The following is a 23,723-nucleotide window of genomic DNA, read 5'->3' on the forward strand; positions in this document are numbered from 1 at the left end:
CCATGCTCAGTCTGGAGACGCTCGATCTGCTGCTGGCGATCACCGAAGGCGAGATGATCGAGGAGATGATCGTCGGCATGCTGGCGGCGCCGCAGCTGTCGGTGTTCTTTAAAAAGTTTCCGGCCATTCGCCGGGCGCTGGATCGCGATCTGCCACGCTGGAAACTGCAGCTCAAGGAGCGTCTGCAGGAGGCCATGGTGCCGCCGGCGCTGGCGCAGGAATTTTACCGCTACCAACAGTGCCAGCTGGAGAATAACACCCAGTTCTATCACAACCTCAACGACACGATGGAGCTGCTGCGCCAGCTGGTCTCGCCGTTTTATGAACAGGCGCGCGCGCTGGTGGACGCCGCCGATCTGCCCAATCATCCGCTGGACGACAGCTTCCAAACCCTATTCTTGCAGCGCTGGCGCATCAGCCTGACGCTGCAGGCCACCATGCTGCACCACCAGCTGCTGGAACAAGAGCGCGAGCAGCTGATGGCGGAACTGCAGGAGCGCCTGGCGCTGAGCGGCGCGCTGGAGCCGCTGCTGTCGGAAAACGACACCGCCGCCGGCAGGCTGTGGGACATGAGCAAAGGCCAGCTGCAGCGCGGTGATTACCAACGGCTGGTGGAGTACGGCAACTTTTTGCAGCAGCAGCCAGAGCTGAAAAAGCTGGCGCAGCAGCTGGGCCGCAGCTATCAGGCCAAGGCAGTGCAGCAACAGGACGCGCAGCCCGAACCGTTCAGGGTCATGGTACAGGTGCCGGCCACGCTGCCGGAAGAAGTGAGCGGCATTCATCAAAGCGATGACATCCTGCGCCTGCTGCCGCCGGAGCTGGCGACGCTGGGGATTGAAGAGCTGGAGTTCGAGTTTTATCGCCGCCTGTTGGAAAAGCGGCTGCTGAGCTACCGCCTGCAGGGCGACGTCTGGCAGGAACAGATCCTGATCCGCCAGGTCACCCACCAGCAGCAGGATCAACAGCCGCGCGGGCCGTTTATCGTCTGCGTGGACACCTCAGGATCGATGGGCGGCTTCAACGAACAGTGCGCCAAGGCGTTCTGCCTGGCGCTGCTGCGCATTGCGCTGGCGGACAACCGCCGCTGCTACATCATGCTGTTCGCCAACCAGATCGTGCATTACGAACTCACCGCCGCCAGCGGCATCGAACAGGCGGTGCGCTTTCTCGGCCAGCAGTTTCGCGGCGGCACCGATCTGGCGGCCTGCCTGAACGCCACCGTCACCAAAATGGCGGAAAGCGGCTGGTTCGACGCCGATGCGGTGATCATTTCCGATTTTATCGCCCAGCGATTGCCGGAGGAGGTAATAAAGAAGGTAAAACAGCAGCAGCAAAGCCACCAGCAGCGTTTCCATGCGGTGGCGATGTCCGCCTACGGCAAACCCGGCATCATGCGCATCTTCGATCATATCTGGCGCTTTGATACCGGGCTGAAAAGCCGTTTGATGCGCCGCTGGCGGCGCTAGGCAGGATCAGAGCAGGCCTTCGACCGCCCCGCGCACTTCCGGCGACCACACGCCGCACTGCACCTGGCCGATATGCGACAGTTGCAACAGCAGCATCACCAAACGCGACTGGCCGATACCGCCGCCGATGGTCTGTGGCATATCGCCGCGCAACAACGACTGGTGCCACTCCAGCTTCATGCGCTCTTCGTCACCGGTCAGCGCCAGCTGATGTTTCAGCGCGGCGGCGTCGACGCGGATGCCCATAGAGGACAGCTCGAAAGCGTCCTGCAGCACCGGGTTCCACACCACGATGTCGCCGTTCAGGCCCGCCAGGCCATCCGCCGCCGGCGTGGTCCAGTCATCATAATCCGGCGCCCGCACATCGTGCGATTTGCCGTGCGACAGCTTACCGCCGATGCCGATCAGGAATACCGCGCCCAGCTCTTTGGCGATCGCCCGCTCGCGCCCTTTGGCGTCCAGATCCGGGTAGCGCTGCAGCAGGGTTTCGCTGTGCACAAAGTGGATCTGTTCCGGCAGGAACGGAGTCAGACCATGCTCGCGGCTGACTTCCGCCTCCGTCGCCTTGATGGCGGCGTAAATGCTGCGCACGGTGCTTTTCAGGTAGTCCAGGCTGCGCTCACCATCACCCATTACCCGCTCCCAATCCCACTGATCGACGTACACCGAGTGGATAGGCGTCAGGCGATCTTCATCCGGGCGCAGCGCCTTCATATGGGTGTACAGGCCTTCGCCAGCGCCGAAATCGTAACTACCCAGGGTTTTGCGTTTCCATTTCGCCAGTGAATGCACCACTTCGAAGGTGGCGTCCGGCAGGGTTTTGACCTTAACCTGCACCGCTTTCTCGCTGCCGGAGAGGTTATCCTGCGTGCCATCGCCCAAACGGCTGAGGATCGGGGCCTGCACTTCGATCAGACCGAGCTGTTGCTCCAGCTGGCGGGAGAAGAAGGATTTGACCTGGCTGATTTGTTGTTGTTTTTGGATAAACTGTTTTTTCATTGCCGTATCTCTTGTAAACCTGTCTCTGTTGCCATCGATTAAGCAACAAAATGATACGCCAATTCAATATCCACTAATCAATATTGCCTTTTCACTTTTAATCGTTCATTTTTACCCGGACAGAATTCAACAATCGTTAATTAATGGGGGATTAAATGGCGGAAATTTATCAGATCGATAATCTCGATCGCGGCATCCTCAACGCACTGATGGACAACGCGCGCACACCGTACGCCGAACTGGCGAAAAACTTCGCCGTCAGCCCCGGCACCATTCATGTGCGGGTAGAGAAGATGAAACAGGCCGGGATCATCACCGGCGCGCGCATCGACGTCAGCCCCAAACAGCTGGGCTATGACGTGTGCTGCTTTATCGGCATCATATTAAAGAGCGCCAAAGACTATCCTTCGGCGCTGAAGAAGCTGGAAAGCCTGGAAGAAGTGGTGGAAGCCTATTACACCACCGGCCACTACAGCGTCTTTATCAAGGTGATGTGCCGATCGATCGACGCGCTGCAACAGGTACTTATCAACAAGATCCAGACCATCGACGAGATCCAGTCTACCGAAACGCTGATCTCGCTGCAGAACCCCATTATGCGCACCATCGTGCCGTAACCCGCCAAATTGCATACCCACATTATCCACAGGTAGATCCCAGCCGATTCACAGCGTACAATGCAGCCACTTTGAGTGAGAAGGTTGGGATCGTTGGTTCATGGCAGACATTACTCTGATCAGTGGCAGTACGCTTGGCAGCGCCGAATACGTGGCTGAACATTTGGCTGAAAAGCTGGAAGACGCGGGTTTCTCTACCGAGATGCTGCACGGCCCTGAACTGGATGAGCTGCCGTTGACCGGTCGCTGGCTGGTGGTCTCTTCCACGCACGGCGCCGGCGAACTGCCGGATAACCTTCAGCCGTTGCTGGAGCAGATCGCCGAACAACAGCCGGATCTTTCCGAGGTGCAGTTCGGCGCCGTCGGTTTGGGCAGTTCGGAATACGACACCTTCTGCGGTGCGATCAAACAGATCGACGATCTGTTGATCGCCAGAGGCGCGAAAAGGATCGGCGATCGTCTCGAGATCGACGTGACCGAACATGAAATTCCCGAGGATCCGGCCGAGGAATGGGTAAAAAACTGGATTAATCTACTCTAATTCGCCTAAAGATCGTGCGAACGATTGTGGATAACTATACTTAAAAGCAGGGTAAAAGCCGTAGTTATCCCAATAACAACCGTAGTGCGCTTTTTGTCCTGTGCATAACAAGCCTTTTAGATCCCAGCTTATCTGTGTCGGGATCACCGATCATTCACAGCAAACGATCCTCCTTAATCTGCTGATCTTCATCGTGAATAGTCACTTATCCACAGAGGATCGCGATCCTAATAAGAGATCTAATAAAGAGATCTTTAAATAAAAAAGATCTTCTTTTAATTACCGACGATCCTGACCACTTGGTCGATCGTCTAAACTTGAGTAGAATCCCCCACCCCAGGGCAAATAACGATCGTTCGCAATACGGCGAGGTGCAGTTCCATGTTTTATCCAGATCAATTTGACGTCATCATCATCGGTGGTGGCCATGCAGGGACCGAGGCCGCCATGGCCGCGGCACGCATGGGACGTCAGACTTTATTATTGACACACAATATCGATACGCTGGGACAGATGTCCTGCAACCCGGCGATTGGCGGTATTGGTAAAGGGCATCTGGTTAAGGAAATTGATGCACTCGGCGGCCTGATGGCCACGGCGATCGACCATGCCGGCATCCAGTTTAGGATACTAAACGCCAGCAAAGGCCCGGCCGTTCGCGCCACGCGCGCTCAGGCGGATCGCGTACTGTATCGCCAGGCGATCCGTACCGCGTTGGAGAACCAACCCAACCTGATGATCTTCCAACAACCCGTTGAGGATCTGATCGTCGAAAACGATCGCGTAGTGGGCGCCGTCACCCAAATGGGCCTGAAATTCCGCGCCAAGGCGGTGGTATTGACCGTCGGCACTTTCCTGGACGGTAAGATCCATATTGGCCTGGAGAATTACAGCGGCGGCCGCGCCGGGGATCCTCCTTCAATCTCGCTGTCGCAGCGCCTGCGAGAACTGCCGCTGCGCGTTAACCGCTTGAAAACCGGTACGCCGCCGCGCATCGACGCTCGCACTATCGATTTCAGCGTACTGGCGCCACAACACGGCGATACGCCGGTGCCGGTATTCTCGTTCTTGGGCGATGCTAGCCAGCACCCGGAACAAATGGCGTGCTACATCACCCATACCAATGAAAAAACCCATGACGTGATCCGCAATAACCTCGATCGCAGCCCGATGTATGCCGGGATCATCGAAGGGATCGGCCCACGTTACTGCCCGTCGATCGAAGACAAGGTCATGCGCTTTGCCGATCGCAACGCGCACCAGATCTTCCTCGAACCGGAAGGCCTGACCAGCAACGAGATTTACCCTAACGGGATCTCCACCAGCCTGCCGTTCGACGTGCAGATGCAGATCGTCCGTTCGATGGAAGGCATGCAGAACGCGCGTATTATTCGCCCTGGTTACGCCATCGAGTACGATTTCTTCGATCCGCGCGATTTGAAGCCGACGCTGGAAAGCAAATTCATTCAGGGGCTGTTCTTCGCCGGCCAGATCAACGGCACTACCGGGTATGAAGAAGCCGCTGCGCAGGGCCTGCTGGCCGGTTTGAACGCCGGGCGCTTCGCCGACGAACAGGAAGGCTGGGCGCCACGTCGCGATCAGGCTTATCTGGGCGTGCTGGTGGACGATCTCAGCACCCTCGGCACCAAAGAACCGTACCGGATGTTTACCTCACGCGCCGAGTATCGTCTGATGCTGCGCGAAGACAACGCCGATCTCCGCCTGACGGAAAAAGGCCGTGAACTGGGCCTGGTGGACGATGTGCGTTGGGCGCGTTACAGCGAGAAGCTGGAGCGAATCGAACGCGAACGTCAGCGCCTGCGCGACATCTGGATGCACCCGCACGCCGAGAACGTCGAACAGGTCAATGCGCTGCTGAAAGCGCCGTTGTCGCGCGAAGCGAACGGCGAAGAGCTGCTGCGCCGCCCTGAGATGGATTACGCGCAGTTGACCGGCACCGACGTCTTCGCGCCGCCGCTGGACGACGTACAAGCTGCCGAACAGGTCGAGATCCAGGTCAAATACGAAGGCTACATCGCTCGCCAGCAGGAAGAGATCGAAAAACAGCAGCGCAACGAGAATACCGTGCTGCCGTTGGATCTCGATTACCGTCAGGTTTCGGGGCTGTCGAACGAGGTGATCGCCAAGCTGAACGATCACAAACCGAACTCCATCGGCCAGGCTTCGCGTATCTCCGGCATTACGCCGGCGGCGATCTCGATTTTGCTGATCTGGCTGAAAAAGCAGGGACTGCTGCGCCGCAGCGCATAAATCTCGCATCCAGGCGGCCGTTTGTTCATCCCGTAGCCAAACGGCCGCTGACATCACTTGCGCCCTGAATTATCATAGTCGCCTCATTGCGCCAGCTAACCATCCGCTGGTCGTTCAGCGCCTGCCAGAGGATCCGTTGTGCAAAAAAAATTAGACTCGCTGCTTGCGGCAGCAGGCATTGAGCTGCCCGATCAGCAGAAACAGCAGCTGCTGGGCTATGTCGGCATGCTGGATAAATGGAACAAGGCTTATAACCTCACGTCGGTGCGCGATCCGCAGCAAATGCTGGTGCGCCACATCCTCGACAGCATCGTGGTCAACCCGCATCTGCAGGGCTCGCGTTTTATCGATGTCGGCACTGGCCCCGGGTTGCCGGGCATTCCGCTGGCGATCGTGCGCCCGGACGCGCATTTCACGCTGCTCGACAGCCTGGGCAAGCGCGTGCGTTTCCTGCGTCAGGTGCAGCATGAGCTGGGCCTGAACAATATCGAGCCGGTGCAGAGCCGCGTTGAGGAGTTTCCGGCCGAGCCACCGTTCGACGGCGTGATCAGCCGCGCGTTCGCTTCGCTGCAGGATATGCTGTCCTGGTGCCATCATCTGCCGGCGAAAGGGCAGGGGCGTTTTTACGCGTTGAAAGGCGTGCGCCCGGATGAAGAGCTGACGCAGCTGCCTGCAGGCGTTAGCCTGGAGTCTATCGTGCGGCTGCAGGTGCCTGAACTGGAAGGCGAACGCCATCTGGTGATTCTTAAGGCAAACTGAGTTTGCTTTTGATCAAACAAGCGTGAATTAAAGGCAGTACCAGGCAGAAAGATAAGCAGGCTAATTAGTTGGCCGCTTTTTTTAGTTAATTTACTTCCTATTAACACAAAAAACGCGGCTAATTAGCGACAATAGAGTAATTGCATTTGGAAATAGTCACGTTAGCAATCATGTGCGAAAGATTGGCGTTTGCTGCTAATGTTAATTGGCTGTTGGAATATTGCCCCGCTGCTTGTCAATAAAAGGTTTTCATCGGGTATACGGATTGTTTTTGAACAGTTAACTGATAATGTTTTGATTTATATAATCTTTTGATCGCTCAAATTGCTAAAGACGGTTTGGTTGACCATCGGCTATAAATCAGGAAGGGACATTACTGTGATCGGCTTCGCGTTTCTAAACGCAACGCTGGAATAATCAGACAATTAAATGCGCCCTATTATTCCGACCGTTTTCTTGTGAAAATAGGCTGGAATAGGGAAATTTAAATAATTGTTCACCTTTTCGCTACTTATCGATTGAATTCGTTGGTATGCCCCGTATAATTTGCTCGTTTTTTGCTGCTTGACTCAGGACAGCAAAAACAGTTGTATACGTCACTCAGCATACCCCCTCTGGGGTACGGAGAGAACAAACGTCATGTCTGTGTCCCTTTACAGCGGGAAAGTCGCACGCAAACTGCTGTTTTTGCAGTTAATGACTTTTGTTCTGATCAGCGTTGCTTTCTGGCTGAAAAGCCCGGAATGGAGCGCTTCGGCGCTGGCAGGCGGTCTCGCCGCCTGGTTGCCGAGTGCAATGTTTATGCTGTTTGCCTTGCGCCATCAGGCGCAAACGCCGGCGCCCGGTAGGGTTGCCTGGTCGTTCGCCATCGGCGAGGGGCTAAAGGTCGTGATCACCATCGTTTTGCTGATCGTGGCGCTGGGGGTGTTCAAGGCGGAGTTTATACCGCTTGGCCTGACCTATTTAGCGGTGTTAGTGGTGCAGATAGTGGCACCGGCCGTGATTAACAGTTACCGAACTTAACTAAATAAGGGTAAGAGGCATCATGTCTGCAGGAGAAGTCTTGACTCCACAGGAGTATATCGGTCACCACCTGACGCAGCTTCAGGTCGGGACTGGGTTTTGGTCGATTAACCTCGACTCGATGTTTTTCTCCGTCGTCCTCGGGGCGCTCTTCCTGGTGATCTTCCGCAAAGTGGCCAAAAACGCCACCAGCGGCGTGCCGGGTAAACTGCAAACCGCCGTGGAGCTGGTGGTAGGTTTCGTCGACAGCAGCGTGCGCGATATGTACCACGGCAAGAGCAAGGTCATTGCGCCGTTGGCACTGACCGTGTTCGTCTGGGTGTTCCTGATGAACCTGATGGACCTCATCCCGGTTGACTTCCTGCCTTATCTCGGCACCCACGTTCTCGGTCTGCCTGCGCTGCGCGTCGTGCCTACCGCCGACGTGAACGTCACGCTGTCGATGGCGCTGGGCGTGTTTATCCTGATTCTGTTCTATAGCATCAAAATGAAAGGCGTTGGCGGGTTCGTTAAAGAGTTGACCATGCAGCCGTTCAACCACCCTGTATTCATTCCTATCAACCTAATTCTTGAAGGTGTCAGCCTGCTGTCCAAACCTGTTTCACTGGGTCTGCGACTGTTCGGCAACATGTATGCGGGTGAGTTGATCTTCATCCTGATTGCCGGCCTGTTGCCGTGGTGGTCACAGTGGGTCCTGAGCTTGCCTTGGGCTATCTTCCACATCCTGATCATTACGCTTCAAGCCTTTATTTTCATGGTTCTGACGATCGTCTATCTGTCGATGGCGTCTGAAGAGCACTGATTTTCTTAAAACACTTGCACTTTTAAACTGAAACAAACTGGAGACTGTCATGGAAAACCTGAGTATGGATCTGCTGTACATGGCTGCCGCTGTGATGATGGGTTTAGCGGCAATCGGTGCTGCGATCGGTATCGGCATCCTGGGTGGTAAATTCTTGGAAGGCGCTGCTCGTCAGCCTGACCTGATTCCTCTGCTGCGTACACAGTTCTTTATCGTTATGGGTCTGGTCGACGCCATCCCGATGATCGCTGTAGGTCTGGGTCTGTACGTGATGTTCGCCGTCGCGTAAGTAGAGTAACCCTCTACGACGTAACCAAACTATTAACTTTTAAAGAGGCATTGTGCTGTGAATCTTAACGCAACAATCCTCGGCCAGGCCATCGCGTTCGTTCTGTTTGTCTGGTTCTGCATGAAGTACGTATGGCCGCCGATCATGGCTGCCATCGAGAAACGTCAGAAAGAAATTGCTGACGGCCTCGCTTCTGCAGAGCGTGCCAAAAAAGATCTGGACTTAGCGCAAGCCAATGCGACCGACCAGCTGAAAACTGCTAAAGCAGAAGCTCAGGTGATCATCGAGCAAGCGAACAAACGCAAAGCTCAGATCATGGATGAAGCGAAAGCCGAAGCCGAGCAGGAACGTAACAAAATCGTGGCGCAGGCTCAGGCTGAGATCGAAGCCGAACGTAAGCGCGCTCGTGAAGAGTTGCGTAAGCAAGTCGCGATGCTGGCAATTGCCGGCGCCGAGAAGATCATCGAACGTTCCGTGGATGAAGCTGCTAACAGCGACATCGTTGATAAACTGGTCGCTGAACTGTAAGGAGGGAGGGGCTGATGTCTGAATTTGTAACTGTAGCTCGCCCCTACGCCAAAGCAGCTTTTGACTTTGCCGTTGAGCACCAAAGCGTAGAGCGCTGGCAGGAAATGCTGGCGTTTGCGGCTGAAGTCACTCGCAATGAACAGATTTCTGAACTGCTGTCTGGCGCGGTCGCGCCAGAAACGCTGTCCAAGACGTTCATCGCGGTTTGTGGCGATCGGCTCGACGAACATGGCCAGAACTTTATCCGTGTAATGGCCGAAAATGGACGTTTACTGGTTCTTCCTGCCGTGCTGCAGCAGTTCATCGAACTGCGCGCCTCGCTGGAATCCACCGTCGAAGTCGAAGTGCTCTCTGCGAGCGCGCTGAGCGACGAACAGCAGGCGAAAATCGCCGCTGCGATGGAAAAACGTCTGTCACGCAAAGTTAAGCTGAATTGCAAAATTGACAAGTCTGTACTGGCCGGCATCGTTGTTCGCGCCGGCGATATGGTGATTGATGGCAGCGTTCGCGGTCGTCTTGAACGCCTGACAGACGTCTTGCAGTCTTAAGGGGACTGGAGCATGCAACTGAATTCCACCGAAATCAGCGAACTGATCAAGCAGCGCATTGCTCAGTTCAATGTAGTGAGCGAAGCTCACAATGAAGGTACTATCGTTTCCGTCAGCGACGGGATCATCCGCGTACACGGCCTGGCCGAAGTTATGCAGGGCGAAATGATCGCGCTGCCTGGCAACCGTTACGCAATCGCATTGAACCTGGAGCGCGACTCCGTAGGTGCCGTGGTTATGGGTCCGTACGCGGATCTGGCCGAAGGCATGAAGGTTAAATGCACCGGCCGTATCCTGGAAGTTCCAGTCGGTCGTGGTCTGCTGGGCCGCGTAGTTAACACCCTGGGCGCACCAATCGACGGCAAAGGCCCGATTGAGAACGACGGCTTCTCTCCGGTAGAAGCTATCGCGCCAGGCGTTATCGAGCGTCAGTCCGTTGATCAGCCGGTTCAGACTGGCTACAAATCCGTTGACGCCATGATTCCAATCGGCCGTGGCCAGCGTGAGCTGGTGATCGGTGACCGTCAGACCGGTAAAACCGCGCTGGCGATCGATGCGATCATCAACCAACGCGACTCCGGCATCAAATGCGTTTACGTGGCTATCGGCCAGAAAGCGTCCACCATCGCTAACGTGGTGCGCAAACTGGAAGAACACGGCGCACTGGCCAACACCATCGTGGTGGTGGCGACCGCTTCCGAATCCGCTGCACTGCAATACCTGGCGCCATACGCCGGTTGCGCAATGGGCGAATATTTCCGTGACCGCGGTGAAGATGCGCTGATCGTGTACGATGACCTGTCCAAACAGGCCGTTGCTTACCGCCAGATTTCCCTGCTGCTTCGTCGTCCGCCAGGTCGTGAAGCTTACCCAGGCGACGTATTCTACCTGCACTCCCGCTTGCTGGAGCGTGCAGCGCGCGTTAACGCCGAATACGTTGAAGCCTTCACCAAAGGTGAAGTTAAAGGCCAAACCGGTTCACTGACCGCTCTGCCGATCATTGAAACCCAGGCGGGTGACGTTTCCGCGTTCGTTCCGACCAACGTAATCTCGATTACCGATGGTCAGATCTTCCTGGAATCCAACCTGTTCAACTCCGGTATTCGTCCGGCAGTTAACCCGGGTATCTCCGTATCCCGTGTTGGTGGCGCCGCGCAGACCAAGATCATGAAGAAACTGTCCGGTGGTATCCGTACCGCGCTGGCGCAGTATCGTGAATTGGCTGCGTTCTCCCAGTTCGCCTCCGATCTGGACGACGCGACCCGCAAACAGCTGAGCCACGGTCAGAAAGTGACCGAGCTGCTGAAACAGAAACAGTATGCGCCGATGTCGGTTGCACAACAGTCTCTGGTGCTGTTTGCCGCAGAACGCGGTTACCTGAACGACGTCGAAGTCGCCAAAGTGGTGAGCTTCGAAGCCGCGCTGGTCGCCTATGCGGACCGCGAGCACGCCGAACTGCTGAACCACATCAACCAAACTGGCAACTTCAATGATGAGATCGAGGGCAAGTTGAAAGACATCCTCGAGACCTTCAAGAAAACCCAGTCCTGGTAACGCCGAACGGTCCTGCTGTTGAAAGACAGCAGGCCGTCTGGCACTGAGGAGAAGCAGAGATGGCCGGCGCAAAAGAGATACGTAGTAAGATCGCTAGCGTGCAAAACACGCAAAAGATCACTAAAGCGATGGAAATGGTCGCCGCCTCCAAAATGCGTAAATCGCAGGATCGCATGGCGGCCAGCCGTCCTTATGCAGAGACCATGCGCAAAGTGATTGGTCACCTTGCGTTAGGGAATCTGGAGTACAAGCACCCGTACCTGGATGAGCGTGACGTTAAGCGCGTCGGGTATCTGGTGGTGTCTACTGACCGTGGTCTCTGCGGCGGCTTGAACATCAACCTGTTCAAAAAGCTGCTGGCGGAGATGAAAGCCTGGTCCGAAAAAGGCGTCGAAACCGATTTGGCGCTGATTGGCTCTAAAGCGGCCTCTTTCTTTGGTTCCGTGGGCGGCAACGTGGTTGCCCAGGTGACCGGCATGGGGGACAAACCTTCCCTGTCGGATCTGATCGGGCCGGTGAAAGTGATGCTGCAGGCCTACGACGAAGGTCGTTTGGACAAGCTGTACATTGTCAGCAACAAATTTGTTAATACGATGTCCCAAGAGCCACAGGTGCTTCAGCTGCTGCCGTTACCGCCAGCCGATGACGAAGAGCTGAAGAAAACGCCTTGGGATTACCTGTATGAACCCGATCCAAAAGTGCTGCTTGATACCTTGCTGCGCCGATATGTGGAGTCGCAGGTTTATCAGGGCGTCGTGGAAAACCTGGCCAGCGAGCAGGCCGCACGAATGGTCGCGATGAAAGCCGCAACCGATAACGGCGGTAGCCTGATCAAAGAGCTGCAGTTGGTATACAACAAGGCGCGTCAGGCCAGCATCACTCAGGAACTCACCGAGATCGTTTCGGGAGCCTCCGCGGTTTAAGCTAGGTTTACGAATTACGTAGAGGATTCAAGATGGCTACTGGAAAGATTATCCAGGTAATCGGCGCCGTGGTGGACGTCGAGTTCCCTCAGGATGCCGTACCAAAAGTGTACGATGCCCTTGAGGTAGAAAACGGCACCGAAAAACTGGTGTTGGAAGTTCAGCAACAGCTGGGCGGTGGTGTGGTTCGCTGTATCGCAATGGGGACCTCCGACGGTCTGCGTCGCGGTCTGAAAGTGAACAACCTGGACCACCCGATTGAAGTGCCGGTGGGTAAAGCTACCCTGGGCCGTATCATGAACGTATTGGGTCAACCGATCGACATGAAAGGCGACATCGGCGAAGAAGAGCGTTGGGCGATTCACCGCGCGGCGCCAAGCTACGAAGAGCTGTCCAGCTCCCAGGAACTGCTGGAAACCGGTATCAAGGTAATGGACCTGATTTGTCCATTCGCCAAGGGCGGTAAAGTCGGTCTGTTCGGCGGTGCGGGCGTGGGTAAAACCGTAAACATGATGGAGCTGATCCGTAACATCGCGATCGAGCACTCCGGTTATTCCGTGTTTGCGGGCGTGGGCGAGCGTACTCGTGAGGGTAACGACTTCTACCACGAAATGACCGACTCCAACGTTCTGGACAAAGTATCCCTGGTTTACGGCCAGATGAACGAGCCACCAGGTAACCGTCTGCGCGTTGCGCTGACCGGTCTGACCATGGCGGAGAAATTCCGTGACGAAGGCCGTGACGTTCTGCTGTTCGTTGACAACATCTACCGTTACACCCTGGCCGGTACCGAAGTGTCCGCACTTCTGGGCCGTATGCCATCTGCGGTAGGTTATCAGCCAACGCTGGCGGAAGAGATGGGCGTTCTGCAAGAACGTATCACCTCGACCAAGACCGGTTCCATCACTTCCGTACAGGCCGTTTACGTTCCTGCGGATGACTTGACTGACCCGTCACCAGCCACCACCTTTGCGCACTTGGACGCAACCGTGGTACTGAGCCGTAACATCGCTTCTCTGGGTATCTACCCGGCCGTTGACCCGCTGGATTCCACCAGCCGTCAGCTGGATCCGCTGGTTGTTGGCCAGGAGCACTACGACGTAGCGCGTGGCGTGCAGTCCATTCTGCAACGCTACCAGGAACTGAAAGATATCATCGCGATCCTGGGTATGGACGAGCTGTCTGAAGAAGACAAACTGGTCGTATCCCGTGCGCGTAAGATCCAACGCTTCCTGTCTCAGCCGTTCTTCGTGGCAGAAGTCTTCACCGGTTCTCCGGGCAAGTTCGTATCGCTGAAAGACACCATCCGTGGTTTCAAAGGCATTATGGACGGCGACTATGACCACCTGCCGGAGCAGGCGTTCTACATGGTTGGCACCATTGAAGAAGCAGTGGAAAAAGCCAAGAAACTGTAACGCCTTGAGAGGAGGGTGATATGGCTATGACTTACCATCTGGATGTAGTCAGCGCGGAAAAACAGATGTTTTCCGGCCTGGTGCAGAAGATCCAGGTGACAGGCAGCGAAGGTGAACTGGGGATCTTCCCTGGCCATGCGCCGCTGCTGACTGCCATCAAGCCTGGCATGGTGCGTATTGTTAAGCAGCACGGTGAAGAAGAGTTCATCTACCTGTCCGGCGGCATCCTCGAGGTGCAGCCGAGCGTGGTTACCGTGCTGGCGGACACTGCTATCCGTGGTACTGACCTCGACGAAGCGAGAGCGTTGGAAGCTAAGCGTAAAGCTGAAGAACACATTCGCAGCTCTCATGGCGATGTCGACTATGCTCAGGCATCCGCTGAACTGGCGAAAGCGATCGCAAAACTGCGCGTTATCGAGCTCACCAGAAAAGCGATGTAATGTTTGGGTGCCTGGCACCCAACTTTAAGAAAGCGGCCTATAGGGTCGCTTTTTTTTTACTTTAAAATAAGCATTGCAGCCCGGCGGACAGTGTGGTGTATAACCCCTGATATCGGGAAATAAACGTCGCCGATCGCCGACAGTTTTTTCGTCCCGACGCCGAATTGGCCGCGATAGCGGCAGGCCAAGGCCCACGCGGTCTGCACCGGGTTCGTGCAGAGAAATATGTAGTAATATCGTCGCTAAACGGTTTTACTTTCGTCTATCAAAATGGAGTTATCAGGTTGCTTATGTCGAACAGCGCAATGAGCGTGGTCATCCTCGCCGCGGGCAAGGGAACACGCATGTATTCCGATCTTCCCAAGGTCTTACATCCGTTGGCCGGCAAGCCGATGGTGCAACACGTCATTGATGCCGCGATGAAACTGGGCGCGCAACATGTCCACCTGGTATACGGCCACGGCGGCGATCTGTTGAAGAGTACGTTGACTGACGGCGCGCTGAACTGGGTGCTGCAGGCCGAGCAACTGGGTACCGGCCATGCGATGCAGCAGGCCGCGCCGCACTTTGCCGACGATGAAGACGTGCTGATGCTGTACGGTGACGTGCCGTTGATCTCCGTAGATACGCTGCAACGCCTGCTGGCGGCCAAGCCGCAGGGCGGTATCGGGCTGCTGACGGTCAAGCTGGACGATCCGAGCGGTTACGGCCGCATCGTGCGCGAGCAGGGCAACGTGGTGGGCATCGTCGAACACAAGGATGCCAGCGAGGCGCAGCGCCAGATTAACGAGATCAATACCGGCATCCTGGTGGCGAACGGGCGCGATCTGAAGCGCTGGCTGGGGATGTTGAATAACGACAACGCACAGGGTGAGTTCTACATCACCGATATCATTGCGTTGGCCCATGCCGACGGCAAGAAAATCGAAACCGTGCACCCGTTGCGCCTGAGTGAAGTGGAAGGCGTGAACAACCGCCTGCAGCTGGCGACCCTGGAGCGCGTCTTCCAGTCGGAACAGTCTGAAAAGCTGCTGTTAGCTGGCGTGATGTTGCTGGATCCGGCGCGTTTCGATCTGCGCGGGGAACTTGTTCACGGCCGCGACATCACTATTGATGCAAATGTGATTATTGAAGGTCACGTCAAGCTGGGCGACCGGGTGAAAATCGGCGCCGGCTGCGTGCTGAAAAACTGCGTAATCGGTGATGACTGCGAGATCAGCCCTTACAGCGTGCTGGAGGACAGCGTGCTGGAAGCCGACTGCACCGTGGGGCCGTTCGCCCGCCTGCGCCCAGGCGCGGAGCTGGCGGCAGGGGCTCACGTCGGCAACTTCGTGGAAATGAAAAAGGCGCGTCTGGGTAAAGGCTCCAAGGCCGGCCACCTCAGCTATCTGGGCGATGCCGAAATCGGCGATGACGTGAATATCGGCGCCGGCACCATCACCTGCAACTACGATGGCGCCAACAAGCACAAGACGGTGATCGGCGACGGCGTATTCGTCGGTTCCGATACACAGCTGGTGGCGCCGGTGTCGGTCGGCAAAGGCTCCACCATCGCCGCCGGCACCACGGTGACGCGCGATATAGCCGAGAACGAACTGGTGCTGAGCCGCGTCAAGCAGGTGCACATTCAGGGCTGGCAACGTCCGGTGAAGAAGAAGTCATAGTGTGTTTTGCGTTGGGCTCCGTTCACGAGCCCAATACAAAACATAATAACCCCCACCATCTACAGGCTCGGGGGGCGCACGGTAAAAACCGGCAAAAATCAGGTCAAGGCATCGAAAGCGCCCATGAAGGGCGTTCATTAGGAATATAACTGATGTGTGGAATTGTAGGCGCAGTAGCGCAACGTGATATCGCAGAAATCCTGTTGGAAGGTTTACGTCGTCTTGAGTACCGCGGTTATGACTCCGCCGGTCTGGCAGTGGTCGACGAAAAAGGCAACGTCAGCCGCCTGCGCCGCGTAGGCAAGGTGCAAAAACTGGCCGAAGCGGCGGAGCAGACCGATCTGCACGGCGGTACCGGCATCGCTCACACCCGTTGGGCAACGCACGGTGAACCGACCGAGGCGAACGCGCACCCGCATGTTTCCGACTACATTACCGTGGTGCATAACGGCATCATCGAAAACCACGAACCGCTGCGCGAACTGCTGATCGAACGCGGTTATCGCTTCAGCTCCGAAACCGACACCGAAGTGATTGCGCACCTGGTGCACTGGGAACAACTGCAGGGCGGTACGCTGCTGGAAGTGGTTCAGCGCGTGATCCCACAGCTGCGCGGCGCCTACGGCACCGTGGTGATGGACAGCCGCGATCCGAGCGTATTGGTCGCGGCGCGCTCCGGCAGCCCGCTGGTTATCGGCCGCGGCGTCGGGGAAAACTTCATTGCTTCCGATCAGCTGGCGCTGCTGCCGGTCACCCGCCGCTTCATCTTCCTGGAAGAAGGCGACGTGGTGGAAGTGACTCGCCGCACCGTCAACATCTTCGACAAGCAGGGCAACGCCATTGAGCGCCCTGAGATCGAATCCCAGGTGCAGTATGACGCCGGCGACAAGGGCGCTTACCGTCACTACATGCAAAAAGAGATCTACGAACAGCCGCTGGCGCTGAAAAACACCCTGGAAGGGCGTTTCAGCCATGGCCAAATCAACCTGAGCGAGCTGGGCCCGCGCGCCGATGAGCTGTTGGCCAAGGTGCAGCACGTGCAGATCATCGCCTGTGGCACTTCTTACCACTCCGGGATGGTGGCGCGTTACTGGTTCGAAGCGCTGGCCGGCGTGCCGTGCGACGTCGAGATCGCCTCCGAGTTCCGTTACCGCAAATCGGCGGTGCGCCCGGGCAGCCTGATCATCACCCTGTCGCAGTCCGGCGAAACCGCCGACACCCTGGCGGCGCTGCGCCTGTCCAAAGAGCTGGGTTATCTCGGTTCGCTGGCCGTTTGTAACGTTGCGGGCTCTTCGCTGGTGCGCGAATCCGATCTGGCATTGATGACCAAGGCCGGCACGGAAATCGGCGTAGCCTCGACCAAGGCCTTCACCACGCAGCTCACCGTGCTGTTGATGCTGGTGGCGCGCCTGGGCCGCTTGAAAGGCATGGCGGAAAGCGTGGAGCAGGAGATCGTGCACGGCCTGCAGGCGCTGCCGGCGCGCATCGAGCAGATGCTGTCGATGGATAAAGAGATCGAAGCGCTGGCGGAAGGCTTCTCCGACAAGCACCATGCGTTGTTCCTCGGCCGCGGCGATCAGTATCCGATCGCCATGGAAGGGGCGCTGAAGCTGAAAGAGATCTCCTATATTCATGCCGAAGCTTATGCGGCGGGCGAGCTGAAACACGGCCCGCTGGCGCTGATCGACGCCGATATGCCGGTGATTGTGGTGGCGCCGAACAACGAACTGCTGGAAAAGCTGAAGTCCAACATTGAAGAAGTGCGCGCGCGCGGCGGCCAGCTGTACGTGTTCGCCGATCAGGACGCCGGCTTCGTCAGCAGCGAAGGCATGACCATCATTCCTCTGCCGCACGTCGAGGAAATCGTGGCGCCGATCTTCTACACCGTGCCGTTGCAGCTGCTGTCTTACCACGTGGCGCTGATCAAAGGCACCGACGTTGACCAGCCGCGCAATCTGGCGAAGTCTGTCACCGTAGAGTAATCTGCCGCAGGTAAACTGCAAAAGCCGGCCTTAGCGCCGGCTTTTTTCATGAGTAACGCGAAAGATGACAGCGGCGCCGATTCAGGGATAAACGTTGTCATATTCAAGCGGATAGGACGTGGCCAAACGGTTTTTTTATTGCTTGGCAATTGCGCTGTTTTTGATTTAACAAGTTGATTTTTATATAAATCACCACCCCTCAAATGCACTGTAATATAACTGTCATATTGCGTACATTTTTCTGTCACCAAACTGTCCTATTTTCCCTCCTGCAGCAATACTTACTCTGATTAAAACGACTCGAAGTCGATTTTAAATATCCCATTAGGAGGGATTATGAAACTGATGCGTACCACCGTCGCCAGTATTGTGGCAGCGACCTTCTCCCTGACCGCCGTGTCCGCGTTCGCTGCTGCCAGCCTGACCGGTGCAGGTGCGACATTCCCCGCTCCGGTTTACGCCAAGTGGGCAGATTCTTATCAGAAAGAAACCGGCAACAAAGTTAACTATCAGGGCATCGGCTCCTCTGGCGGCGTGAAGCAAATCGTGGCCAACACCGTTGACTTTGGCGCCTCCGACGCCCCGCTGTCTGACGACAAGCTGGCGGCCGACGGCCTGTTCCAGTTCCCGACCGTGATTGGCGGCGTGGTGCTGGCCGTGAATATCCCGGGCATTAAATCCGGCGAACTGACTCTGGACGGTAAAACCCTGGGCGATATCTACCTGGGCAACGTCAAAAAATGGAACGACCCGGCTATCACCAAGCTGAACCCAGGCGTGAAACTGCCTGACCAGAACATCGCCGTGGTGCGCCGCGCCGATGGTTCCGGCACCTCGTTCGTGTTCACCAGCTACCTGTCCAAGGCCAACGCGCAGTGGAAAGAAAAGATTGGCGCCGGTTCTACCGTTAACTGGCCGACCGGTCTGGGCGGCAAAGGCAACGACGGCATCGCCGCCTTCGTTCAGCGTCTGCCAGGCTCTATCGGCTACGTAGAATACGCTTACGCCAAGCAGAACAACCTGGCTTACACCAAGCTGGTTTCCGCCGACGGCAAACCGGTCAGCCCGACTGAAGAGAGCTTCAGCAACGCGGCCAAAGGCGTGGATTGGAGCAAGACCTTCGCTCAGGATCTGACTGACCAGAAAGGCGACAACGTGTGGCCAATCACCTCCACCACCTTCATCCTGGTGCACAAAGAGCAGAAAAACCCTGCTCAGGGCGCCGAAGTGCTGAAGTTCTTCGACTGGGCTTACAAAACCGGCGGCAAACAGGCTAACGAGCTGGATTACGCCACCCTGCCGAAAGAAGTGGTTGAGCAGGTGCGCGCGGCCTGGAAAACCAACGTAAAAGACAGTTCAGGTAAAGCGCTGTACTAACAACGCAGGGGCGCGGGCTCGCCGCGCCCCACACAGTTCTTCAGGCTCCGATCCCGGTTGGGGCTGCCAGGGTTCAAACAGAGAGTAATCTATGGCTGAGTACAAGCCGACCATCAAAGCACCGGGCAAAAACGGTGACATCATTTTCAGCGCGCTGGTGAGACTGGCTGCGCTGATTACCCTATTGTTGCTGGGCGGCATTATCGTTTCGCTGATCTTCGCCTCCTGGCCAAGCATGCAGAAATTCGGCTTCGCTTTCCTGTGGACCAAAGAGTGGGACGCGCCGGCGGAGCAGTTCGGCGCGCTGGTGCCGATCTACGGTACCGTGGTCACCTCGCTTATCGCGCTGATCATCGCCGTGCCGGTGAGCTTCGGCATCGCGTTGTTCCTGACCGAACTGGCGCCGAACTGGTTGAAGCGGCCGCTGGGCATCGCCATTGAGCTGCTGGCGGCCATCCCGAGCATCGTCTACGGCATGTGGGGCCTGTTCGTGTTCGCCCCGCTGTTCGCCGAATACTTCCAGACGCCGGTGGGCGAAGTGCTGTCGGGCATTCCGATCGTCGGCGAGCTGTTCTCCGGCCCGGCCTTCGGCATCGGCATTCTGGCCGCCGGGGTGATCCTGGCGATCATGATCATTCCTTACATCGCCGCGGTCATGCGCGACGTGTTCGAACAGACGCCGGTGATGATGAAAGAGTCGGCCTACGGCATCGGTTGCACCACCTGGGAAGTCATCTGGCGCATCGTGCTGCCGTTCACCAAAAACGGCGTCATCGGCGGCGTGATGTTGGGCCTGGGCCGCGCGCTGGGGGAAACCATGGCGGTGACCTTTATCATCGGTAACACCTACCAGCTCGACAGCGCTTCGCTGTACATGCCGGGCAACAGTATCACCTCGGCGCTGGCCAACGAATTCGCCGAAGCCGAGTCCGGCGTGCACACCGCCGCGTTGATGGAGCTGGGCCTGATTCTGTTTGTTATCACCTTTATCGTGCTGGCGCTGTCGAAACTGATGATCATGCGTCTGGCCAAGAATGAGGGGCGTTAACATGGCGACGATGGATATGCAAAACGCAGTCGTTCTGGCGGAAAGCCGCCGCAAAATGCAGGCCTGGCGCCGGCAGAAAAACCGCCTCGCGCTGTTCCTGTCGATGGCGACCATGGCGTTCGGGCTGTTCTGGTTGATCTGGATCCTGATCGCCACCGTCACCAAAGGCTTCGACGGTATGTCGCTGGCGCTGTTCACCGAAATGACCCCGCCGCCGAATACCGCGGGCGGCGGCTTGGCCAACGCCATCGCCGGCAGCGGCCTGTTGATCCTGTGGGCGACCATCTTCGGTACGCCGCTGGGCATCATGGCCGGCATCTACCTGGCGGAATACGGCCGTAAATCCTGGCTGGCGGAAGTGATCCGCTTTATCAACGATATCCTGCTGTCCGCACCGTCGATCGTGGTGGGCCTGTTCGTTTACACCATCGTGGTGGCGAAGATGGAACACTTCTCCGGCTGGGCCGGCATCGTGGCGCTGGCGCTGCTGCAGGTGCCGATCGTCATTCGCACCACCGAAAACATGCTGAAGCTGGTACCGGATACGCTGCGCGAGGCCGCGTACGCCCTGGGTACGCCGAAATGGCGTATGATTTCTGCCATCACGCTGAAGGCGTCGGTGTCCGGCATCATCACCGGCGTGCTGCTGGCGATTGCGCGCATCGCGGGGGAAACCGCACCGCTGCTGTTCACCTCGCTGTCGAACCAGTTCTGGAGCACTGACCTGATGCAGCCGATCGCCAACCTGCCGGTGACCATCTTCAAATTCGCCATGAGCCCGTTCGCCGAATGGCAACAGCTGGCCTGGGCCGGGGTGCTGTTGATCACCCTGTGCGTACTGTTACTGAATATCCTGGCGCGCGTGATTTTCGCCAAGAAAAAGCATTCATAAAATTTTGAGCGCCGCTTTGGCGGCGCTGATGAAAAGAGAGAAGTCTTGATGAGTATGGTTACTGACGCTTCCAGCAGCAAAATTCAGGTACGCGATCTGAACTTCTACTACGGCAAATTCCATGCGCTGAAGAACATCACGCTGGATATCGCCAAGAACAAGGTCACCGCGTTTATCGGCCCATCCGGCTGCGGCAAATCCACCCTGCTGCGCACCTTCAACAAGATGTATCAGCTGTACCCGGAACAGCGCGCGGAAGGCGGCATCCTGCTGGACGGCCAGAACATCCTGACCGACAACTCGGATATCGCGCTGCTGCGCGCCAAGGTCGGCATGGTGTTCCAGAAGCCGACGCCGTTCCCGATGTCGATTTACGACAACATCGCCTTCGGCGTTCGCCTGTTTGAAAAGCTGTCGCGCGCCGATATGGACGAGCGCGTGCAGTGGGCGCTGACCAAGGCGGCGCTGTGGAACGAAACCAAGGACAAGCTGCACCAGAGCGGCTACAGCCTCTCCGGCGGCCAGCAGCAGCGTCTGTGCATCGCCCGCGGCATCGCCATTCGTCCGGAAGTGCTGTTGCTGGATGAGCCTTGCTCGGCGCTGGATCCGATCTCCACCGGCAAGATTGAAGAGCTGATCAGCGAGCTGAAGGCCGACTACACCGTGGTGATCGTGACGCACAACATGCAGCAGGCGGCGCGCTGCTCCGACTCTACCGCATTTATGTATCTGGGCGAGCTGATCGAGTTCAGTGATACTGATAACCTGTTCACTGCGCCGCAGAAAAAGCAGACTGAAGACTACATCACTGGCCGTTATGGTTGATAGGAAGCATCATGGATAACCTGAATTTAAATAAACACATTTCCGGCCAGTTCAACGCAGAGCTTGAGCATATCCGCACCCAGGTGCTGACCATGGGCGGGCTGGTGGAGCAGCAGCTGACCGACGCCATCACCGCGATGCACAATCAGGATGGCGAGCTGGCCAAGCGCGTGATCGAAGGCGACGCCAAGGTCAACATGATGGAAGTGGCGATCGACGAAGCCTGCGTGCGCATCATCGCCAAGCGCCAGCCAACCGCCAGCGATCTGCGCCTGGTGATGGCGATCATCAAAACCATTTCCGAGCTGGAGCGCATCGGCGACGTGGCGGACAAAATTTGCCGCACCGCGCTGGAAAAGTTCTCGCACCAGCACCAGCCGCTGTTGGTCAGCCTGGAATCGCTGGGGCGCCACACCGTGCAGATGCTGCACGACGTGTTGGATGCCTTCGCGCGCATGGATCTGGACGAGGCGATCCGTATTTACCGCGAAGATAAAAAGGTCGACCAGGAGTATGAAGGCATCGTGCGTCAGCTGATGACCTACATGATGGAAGACTCACGCACCATTCCCAGCGTGCTGACCGCGCTGTTCTGCGCCCGTTCTATCGAGCGCATCGGCGACCGCTGCCAGAACATCTGCGAATTTATCTTCTATTTCGTCAAAGGGCAGGACTTCCGTCATTTGGGCGGCGACGCCCTGGAAAAGCTGCTCTCTCCGGACGGTAAAGACGAAAAAGCCGACTAACCCTTTCCGGGTAATATCCTTCAAAGGCGCGGTTTCCCGCGCCTTTATTCCATCTTAAGCGCGTAAAGATAAAAAGGTTATAAACATAGCTTTTTATATTATTTCCTGACCTATGTGGCGCTTGCTAGCTTATCCGCCAGCAGGACATCAACCACTTAGGAGCTTTCTATGAAACATCGCGCTTTGGCCTTAACGTTGTTAGCCAGTCTGACCGGCCTCGCCGCCGGCGCCGCGCACGCGGACAAACTTGACGATATCAAGCAAGCCGGCGTGGTGCGTATCGCGGTGTTCGACAGCAACCCGCCGTTCGGCTACATCGACCCGCAGAGCAAGAAGCTGGTGGGCTACGATGTGGACGTCGCCGATGCGATCGGCAAAGCGCTGGGGGTAAAAGTGGAACTGCGCGCCACCAACCCGGCCAACCGCATTCCGCTGCTGGTGTCGAAGAAGGTTGACCTGATCGCCGCCAACTTCACCATTACCGACGAGCGCGCCAAGGAAGTGAACTTCAGCGTGCCGTACTTCGCCACCGGCCAGAAATTCATCGCCCGCAAAGGCGTGCTGAAAACCCCGGAAGACATCAAGAAGCTGCGCATCGGCGCGGATAAGGGCACGGTGCAGGAAATCACCCTGCGCGAGCGTTTCCCGACGGCGAAAGTGATCTCTTACGATGACACTCCGCTGGCGTTCGTGGCGCTGCGTAACGGCAACGTGCAGGCGATCACTCAGGACGACGCCAAGCTGGTCGGCCTGCTTGGCAACCTGCCGGCGGCGCAGAAGGCGGAGTTTGAAATTTCGCCGTTCAGCCTGACCAAAGAGTACCAGGGCGTCGGCATTCCCAAGGGCGAAGATCGCCTGACCGCCGCGGTGAACGAGACGTTGATCAAGCTGGAAAAAGACGGCGAAGCGGTTAAGATTTACGATCGCTGGTTCGGGCCGGAAACCCAATCCGCCCAACCGCGCGGTGATTTCAAAATCGCGCCTTTGGATCAGCAACCGAAAGCCTGATTTAAC

The 23,723-nt window shown here is 56.9% G+C and carries 23 protein-coding genes; 22 read left to right on the plus strand and 1 reads right to left on the minus strand.

Annotation, left to right across the window (positions count from 1 at the left end; translation table 11 throughout):
• Positions 1–2 precede the first annotated feature (2 nt).
• On the plus strand, positions 3–1,466 hold the full coding sequence (gene viaA, locus V8N38_RS25290) for an ATPase RavA stimulator ViaA (RefSeq protein ID WP_049200559.1): 1,464 nt from the start codon (positions 3–5) through the stop codon (positions 1,464–1,466).
• Between the two features lie 6 nt (positions 1,467–1,472).
• Here the strand turns inward: viaA and asnA are convergent, their stop codons facing one another.
• Entirely contained in the window at positions 1,473–2,465 is a 993-nt protein-coding gene (gene asnA / locus V8N38_RS25295; RefSeq protein ID WP_041037361.1) for an aspartate--ammonia ligase, read from the minus strand.
• Positions 2,466–2,620: 155 nt separating this feature from the next.
• Between asnA and asnC the strand changes: the two genes are divergently transcribed.
• From asnC to V8N38_RS25400, 21 genes are all read left to right on the plus strand, one after another.
• Positions 2,621–3,082: a transcriptional regulator AsnC gene (asnC, locus tag V8N38_RS25300; protein WP_004933786.1), complete on the plus strand. Its 462-nt coding sequence runs from the start codon at positions 2,621–2,623 to the stop codon at positions 3,080–3,082.
• A gap of 100 nt (positions 3,083–3,182) precedes the next feature.
• A complete protein-coding gene (mioC, locus tag V8N38_RS25305; RefSeq protein ID WP_016929621.1) occupies positions 3,183–3,623 on the plus strand; it encodes an FMN-binding protein MioC in 441 nt (146 codons plus the stop codon).
• 381 nt (positions 3,624–4,004) lie between these two features.
• Entirely contained in the window at positions 4,005–5,894 is a 1,890-nt protein-coding gene (gene mnmG, locus V8N38_RS25310) for a tRNA uridine-5-carboxymethylaminomethyl(34) synthesis enzyme MnmG (RefSeq protein ID WP_060424381.1), read from the plus strand.
• 138 nt (positions 5,895–6,032) lie between these two features.
• Entirely contained in the window at positions 6,033–6,653 is a 621-nt protein-coding gene (gene rsmG / locus V8N38_RS25315) for a 16S rRNA (guanine(527)-N(7))-methyltransferase RsmG (protein ID WP_047729585.1), read from the plus strand.
• 639 nt (positions 6,654–7,292) lie between these two features.
• On the plus strand, positions 7,293–7,676 hold the full coding sequence (atpI, locus tag V8N38_RS25320) for a F0F1 ATP synthase subunit I (protein WP_004933796.1): 384 nt from the start codon (positions 7,293–7,295) through the stop codon (positions 7,674–7,676).
• Between the two features lie 22 nt (positions 7,677–7,698).
• Entirely contained in the window at positions 7,699–8,478 is a 780-nt protein-coding gene (gene atpB, locus V8N38_RS25325; RefSeq protein ID WP_025160299.1) for a F0F1 ATP synthase subunit A, read from the plus strand.
• 49 nt (positions 8,479–8,527) lie between these two features.
• Positions 8,528–8,767 (plus strand): F0F1 ATP synthase subunit C, encoded by a 240-nt coding sequence (gene atpE / locus V8N38_RS25330; RefSeq protein ID WP_004093904.1) that lies wholly within the window; start codon positions 8,528–8,530, stop codon positions 8,765–8,767.
• Between the two features lie 57 nt (positions 8,768–8,824).
• Positions 8,825–9,295, plus strand: coding sequence for a F0F1 ATP synthase subunit B (atpF, locus tag V8N38_RS25335; protein ID WP_004933804.1), 471 nt, complete (start codon positions 8,825–8,827; stop codon positions 9,293–9,295).
• Positions 9,296–9,309: 14 nt separating this feature from the next.
• Positions 9,310–9,843, plus strand: coding sequence for a F0F1 ATP synthase subunit delta (atpH, locus tag V8N38_RS25340; RefSeq protein ID WP_033649565.1), 534 nt, complete (start codon positions 9,310–9,312; stop codon positions 9,841–9,843).
• Positions 9,844–9,855: 12 nt separating this feature from the next.
• The gene (gene atpA, locus V8N38_RS25345; protein WP_004933808.1) at positions 9,856–11,397 is read left to right on the plus strand and encodes a F0F1 ATP synthase subunit alpha; all 1,542 of its coding nucleotides are present in this window, start codon (positions 9,856–9,858) and stop codon (positions 11,395–11,397) included.
• A gap of 59 nt (positions 11,398–11,456) precedes the next feature.
• Entirely contained in the window at positions 11,457–12,320 is an 864-nt protein-coding gene (gene atpG, locus V8N38_RS25350; protein WP_004933811.1) for a F0F1 ATP synthase subunit gamma, read from the plus strand.
• A 32-nt stretch (positions 12,321–12,352) separates the two neighbouring features.
• A complete protein-coding gene (gene atpD / locus V8N38_RS25355) occupies positions 12,353–13,735 on the plus strand; it encodes a F0F1 ATP synthase subunit beta (RefSeq protein ID WP_004933813.1) in 1,383 nt (460 codons plus the stop codon).
• 20 nt (positions 13,736–13,755) lie between these two features.
• Complete coding sequence (locus tag V8N38_RS25360) at positions 13,756–14,175, plus strand: F0F1 ATP synthase subunit epsilon (protein WP_004933814.1); 420 nt, start codon at positions 13,756–13,758, stop codon at positions 14,173–14,175.
• A 290-nt stretch (positions 14,176–14,465) separates the two neighbouring features.
• The gene (gene glmU / locus V8N38_RS25365; RefSeq protein ID WP_060441268.1) at positions 14,466–15,839 is read left to right on the plus strand and encodes a bifunctional UDP-N-acetylglucosamine diphosphorylase/glucosamine-1-phosphate N-acetyltransferase GlmU; all 1,374 of its coding nucleotides are present in this window, start codon (positions 14,466–14,468) and stop codon (positions 15,837–15,839) included.
• A gap of 152 nt (positions 15,840–15,991) precedes the next feature.
• Positions 15,992–17,821: a glutamine--fructose-6-phosphate transaminase (isomerizing) gene (gene glmS / locus V8N38_RS25370; RefSeq protein ID WP_049200563.1), complete on the plus strand. Its 1,830-nt coding sequence runs from the start codon at positions 15,992–15,994 to the stop codon at positions 17,819–17,821.
• Between the two features lie 336 nt (positions 17,822–18,157).
• Entirely contained in the window at positions 18,158–19,198 is a 1,041-nt protein-coding gene (gene pstS, locus V8N38_RS25375; RefSeq protein WP_038876034.1) for a phosphate ABC transporter substrate-binding protein PstS, read from the plus strand.
• Positions 19,199–19,289: 91 nt separating this feature from the next.
• The gene (pstC, locus tag V8N38_RS25380) at positions 19,290–20,246 is read left to right on the plus strand and encodes a phosphate ABC transporter permease PstC (RefSeq protein WP_004933822.1); all 957 of its coding nucleotides are present in this window, start codon (positions 19,290–19,292) and stop codon (positions 20,244–20,246) included.
• A gap of 1 nt (position 20,247) precedes the next feature.
• Positions 20,248–21,138: a phosphate ABC transporter permease PstA gene (pstA, locus tag V8N38_RS25385; protein WP_019455481.1), complete on the plus strand. Its 891-nt coding sequence runs from the start codon at positions 20,248–20,250 to the stop codon at positions 21,136–21,138.
• Between the two features lie 54 nt (positions 21,139–21,192).
• Complete coding sequence (gene pstB / locus V8N38_RS25390; RefSeq protein ID WP_016929614.1) at positions 21,193–21,963, plus strand: phosphate ABC transporter ATP-binding protein PstB; 771 nt, start codon at positions 21,193–21,195, stop codon at positions 21,961–21,963.
• Between the two features lie 11 nt (positions 21,964–21,974).
• On the plus strand, positions 21,975–22,709 hold the full coding sequence (phoU, locus tag V8N38_RS25395) for a phosphate signaling complex protein PhoU (protein WP_060441267.1): 735 nt from the start codon (positions 21,975–21,977) through the stop codon (positions 22,707–22,709).
• 168 nt (positions 22,710–22,877) lie between these two features.
• Positions 22,878–23,717 carry an ABC transporter substrate-binding protein gene (locus V8N38_RS25400; RefSeq protein ID WP_019455482.1) on the plus strand — a complete coding sequence of 280 codons (840 nt, stop codon included), beginning with the start codon at positions 22,878–22,880 and terminating at the stop codon, positions 23,715–23,717.
• The last annotated feature ends 6 nt before the right edge of the window (positions 23,718–23,723 follow it).

Origin of the sequence: Serratia nevei, from assembly GCF_037948395.1 — a bacterium.
Lineage (GTDB): Bacteria > Pseudomonadota > Gammaproteobacteria > Enterobacterales > Enterobacteriaceae > Serratia > Serratia nevei.

Excerpts from the sequence above, each read along its gene's own strand:
- viaA (WP_049200559.1), top strand. The coding sequence starts at position 3 with ATGCTCAGTCTGGAGACGCTCGATCTGCTGCTGGCGATCACCGAAGGC.
- asnA (WP_041037361.1), bottom strand. The coding sequence starts at position 2,465 with ATGAAAAAACAGTTTATCCAAAAACAACAACAAATCAGCCAGGTCAAA.
- asnC (WP_004933786.1), top strand. The coding sequence starts at position 2,621 with ATGGCGGAAATTTATCAGATCGATAATCTCGATCGCGGCATCCTCAAC.
- mioC (WP_016929621.1), top strand. The coding sequence starts at position 3,183 with ATGGCAGACATTACTCTGATCAGTGGCAGTACGCTTGGCAGCGCCGAA.
- mnmG (WP_060424381.1), top strand. The coding sequence starts at position 4,005 with ATGTTTTATCCAGATCAATTTGACGTCATCATCATCGGTGGTGGCCAT.
- atpI (WP_004933796.1), top strand. The coding sequence starts at position 7,293 with ATGTCTGTGTCCCTTTACAGCGGGAAAGTCGCACGCAAACTGCTGTTT.
- atpB (WP_025160299.1), top strand. The coding sequence starts at position 7,699 with ATGTCTGCAGGAGAAGTCTTGACTCCACAGGAGTATATCGGTCACCAC.
- atpE (WP_004093904.1), top strand. The coding sequence starts at position 8,528 with ATGGAAAACCTGAGTATGGATCTGCTGTACATGGCTGCCGCTGTGATG.
- atpH (WP_033649565.1), top strand. The coding sequence starts at position 9,310 with ATGTCTGAATTTGTAACTGTAGCTCGCCCCTACGCCAAAGCAGCTTTT.
- atpA (WP_004933808.1), top strand. The coding sequence starts at position 9,856 with ATGCAACTGAATTCCACCGAAATCAGCGAACTGATCAAGCAGCGCATT.
- atpG (WP_004933811.1), top strand. The coding sequence starts at position 11,457 with ATGGCCGGCGCAAAAGAGATACGTAGTAAGATCGCTAGCGTGCAAAAC.
- atpD (WP_004933813.1), top strand. The coding sequence starts at position 12,353 with ATGGCTACTGGAAAGATTATCCAGGTAATCGGCGCCGTGGTGGACGTC.
- V8N38_RS25360 (WP_004933814.1), top strand. The coding sequence starts at position 13,756 with ATGGCTATGACTTACCATCTGGATGTAGTCAGCGCGGAAAAACAGATG.
- glmU (WP_060441268.1), top strand. The coding sequence starts at position 14,466 with ATGTCGAACAGCGCAATGAGCGTGGTCATCCTCGCCGCGGGCAAGGGA.
- glmS (WP_049200563.1), top strand. The coding sequence starts at position 15,992 with ATGTGTGGAATTGTAGGCGCAGTAGCGCAACGTGATATCGCAGAAATC.
- pstS (WP_038876034.1), top strand. The coding sequence starts at position 18,158 with ATGAAACTGATGCGTACCACCGTCGCCAGTATTGTGGCAGCGACCTTC.
- pstC (WP_004933822.1), top strand. The coding sequence starts at position 19,290 with ATGGCTGAGTACAAGCCGACCATCAAAGCACCGGGCAAAAACGGTGAC.
- pstA (WP_019455481.1), top strand. The coding sequence starts at position 20,248 with ATGGCGACGATGGATATGCAAAACGCAGTCGTTCTGGCGGAAAGCCGC.
- pstB (WP_016929614.1), top strand. The coding sequence starts at position 21,193 with ATGGTTACTGACGCTTCCAGCAGCAAAATTCAGGTACGCGATCTGAAC.
- phoU (WP_060441267.1), top strand. The coding sequence starts at position 21,975 with ATGGATAACCTGAATTTAAATAAACACATTTCCGGCCAGTTCAACGCA.
- V8N38_RS25400 (WP_019455482.1), top strand. The coding sequence starts at position 22,878 with ATGAAACATCGCGCTTTGGCCTTAACGTTGTTAGCCAGTCTGACCGGC.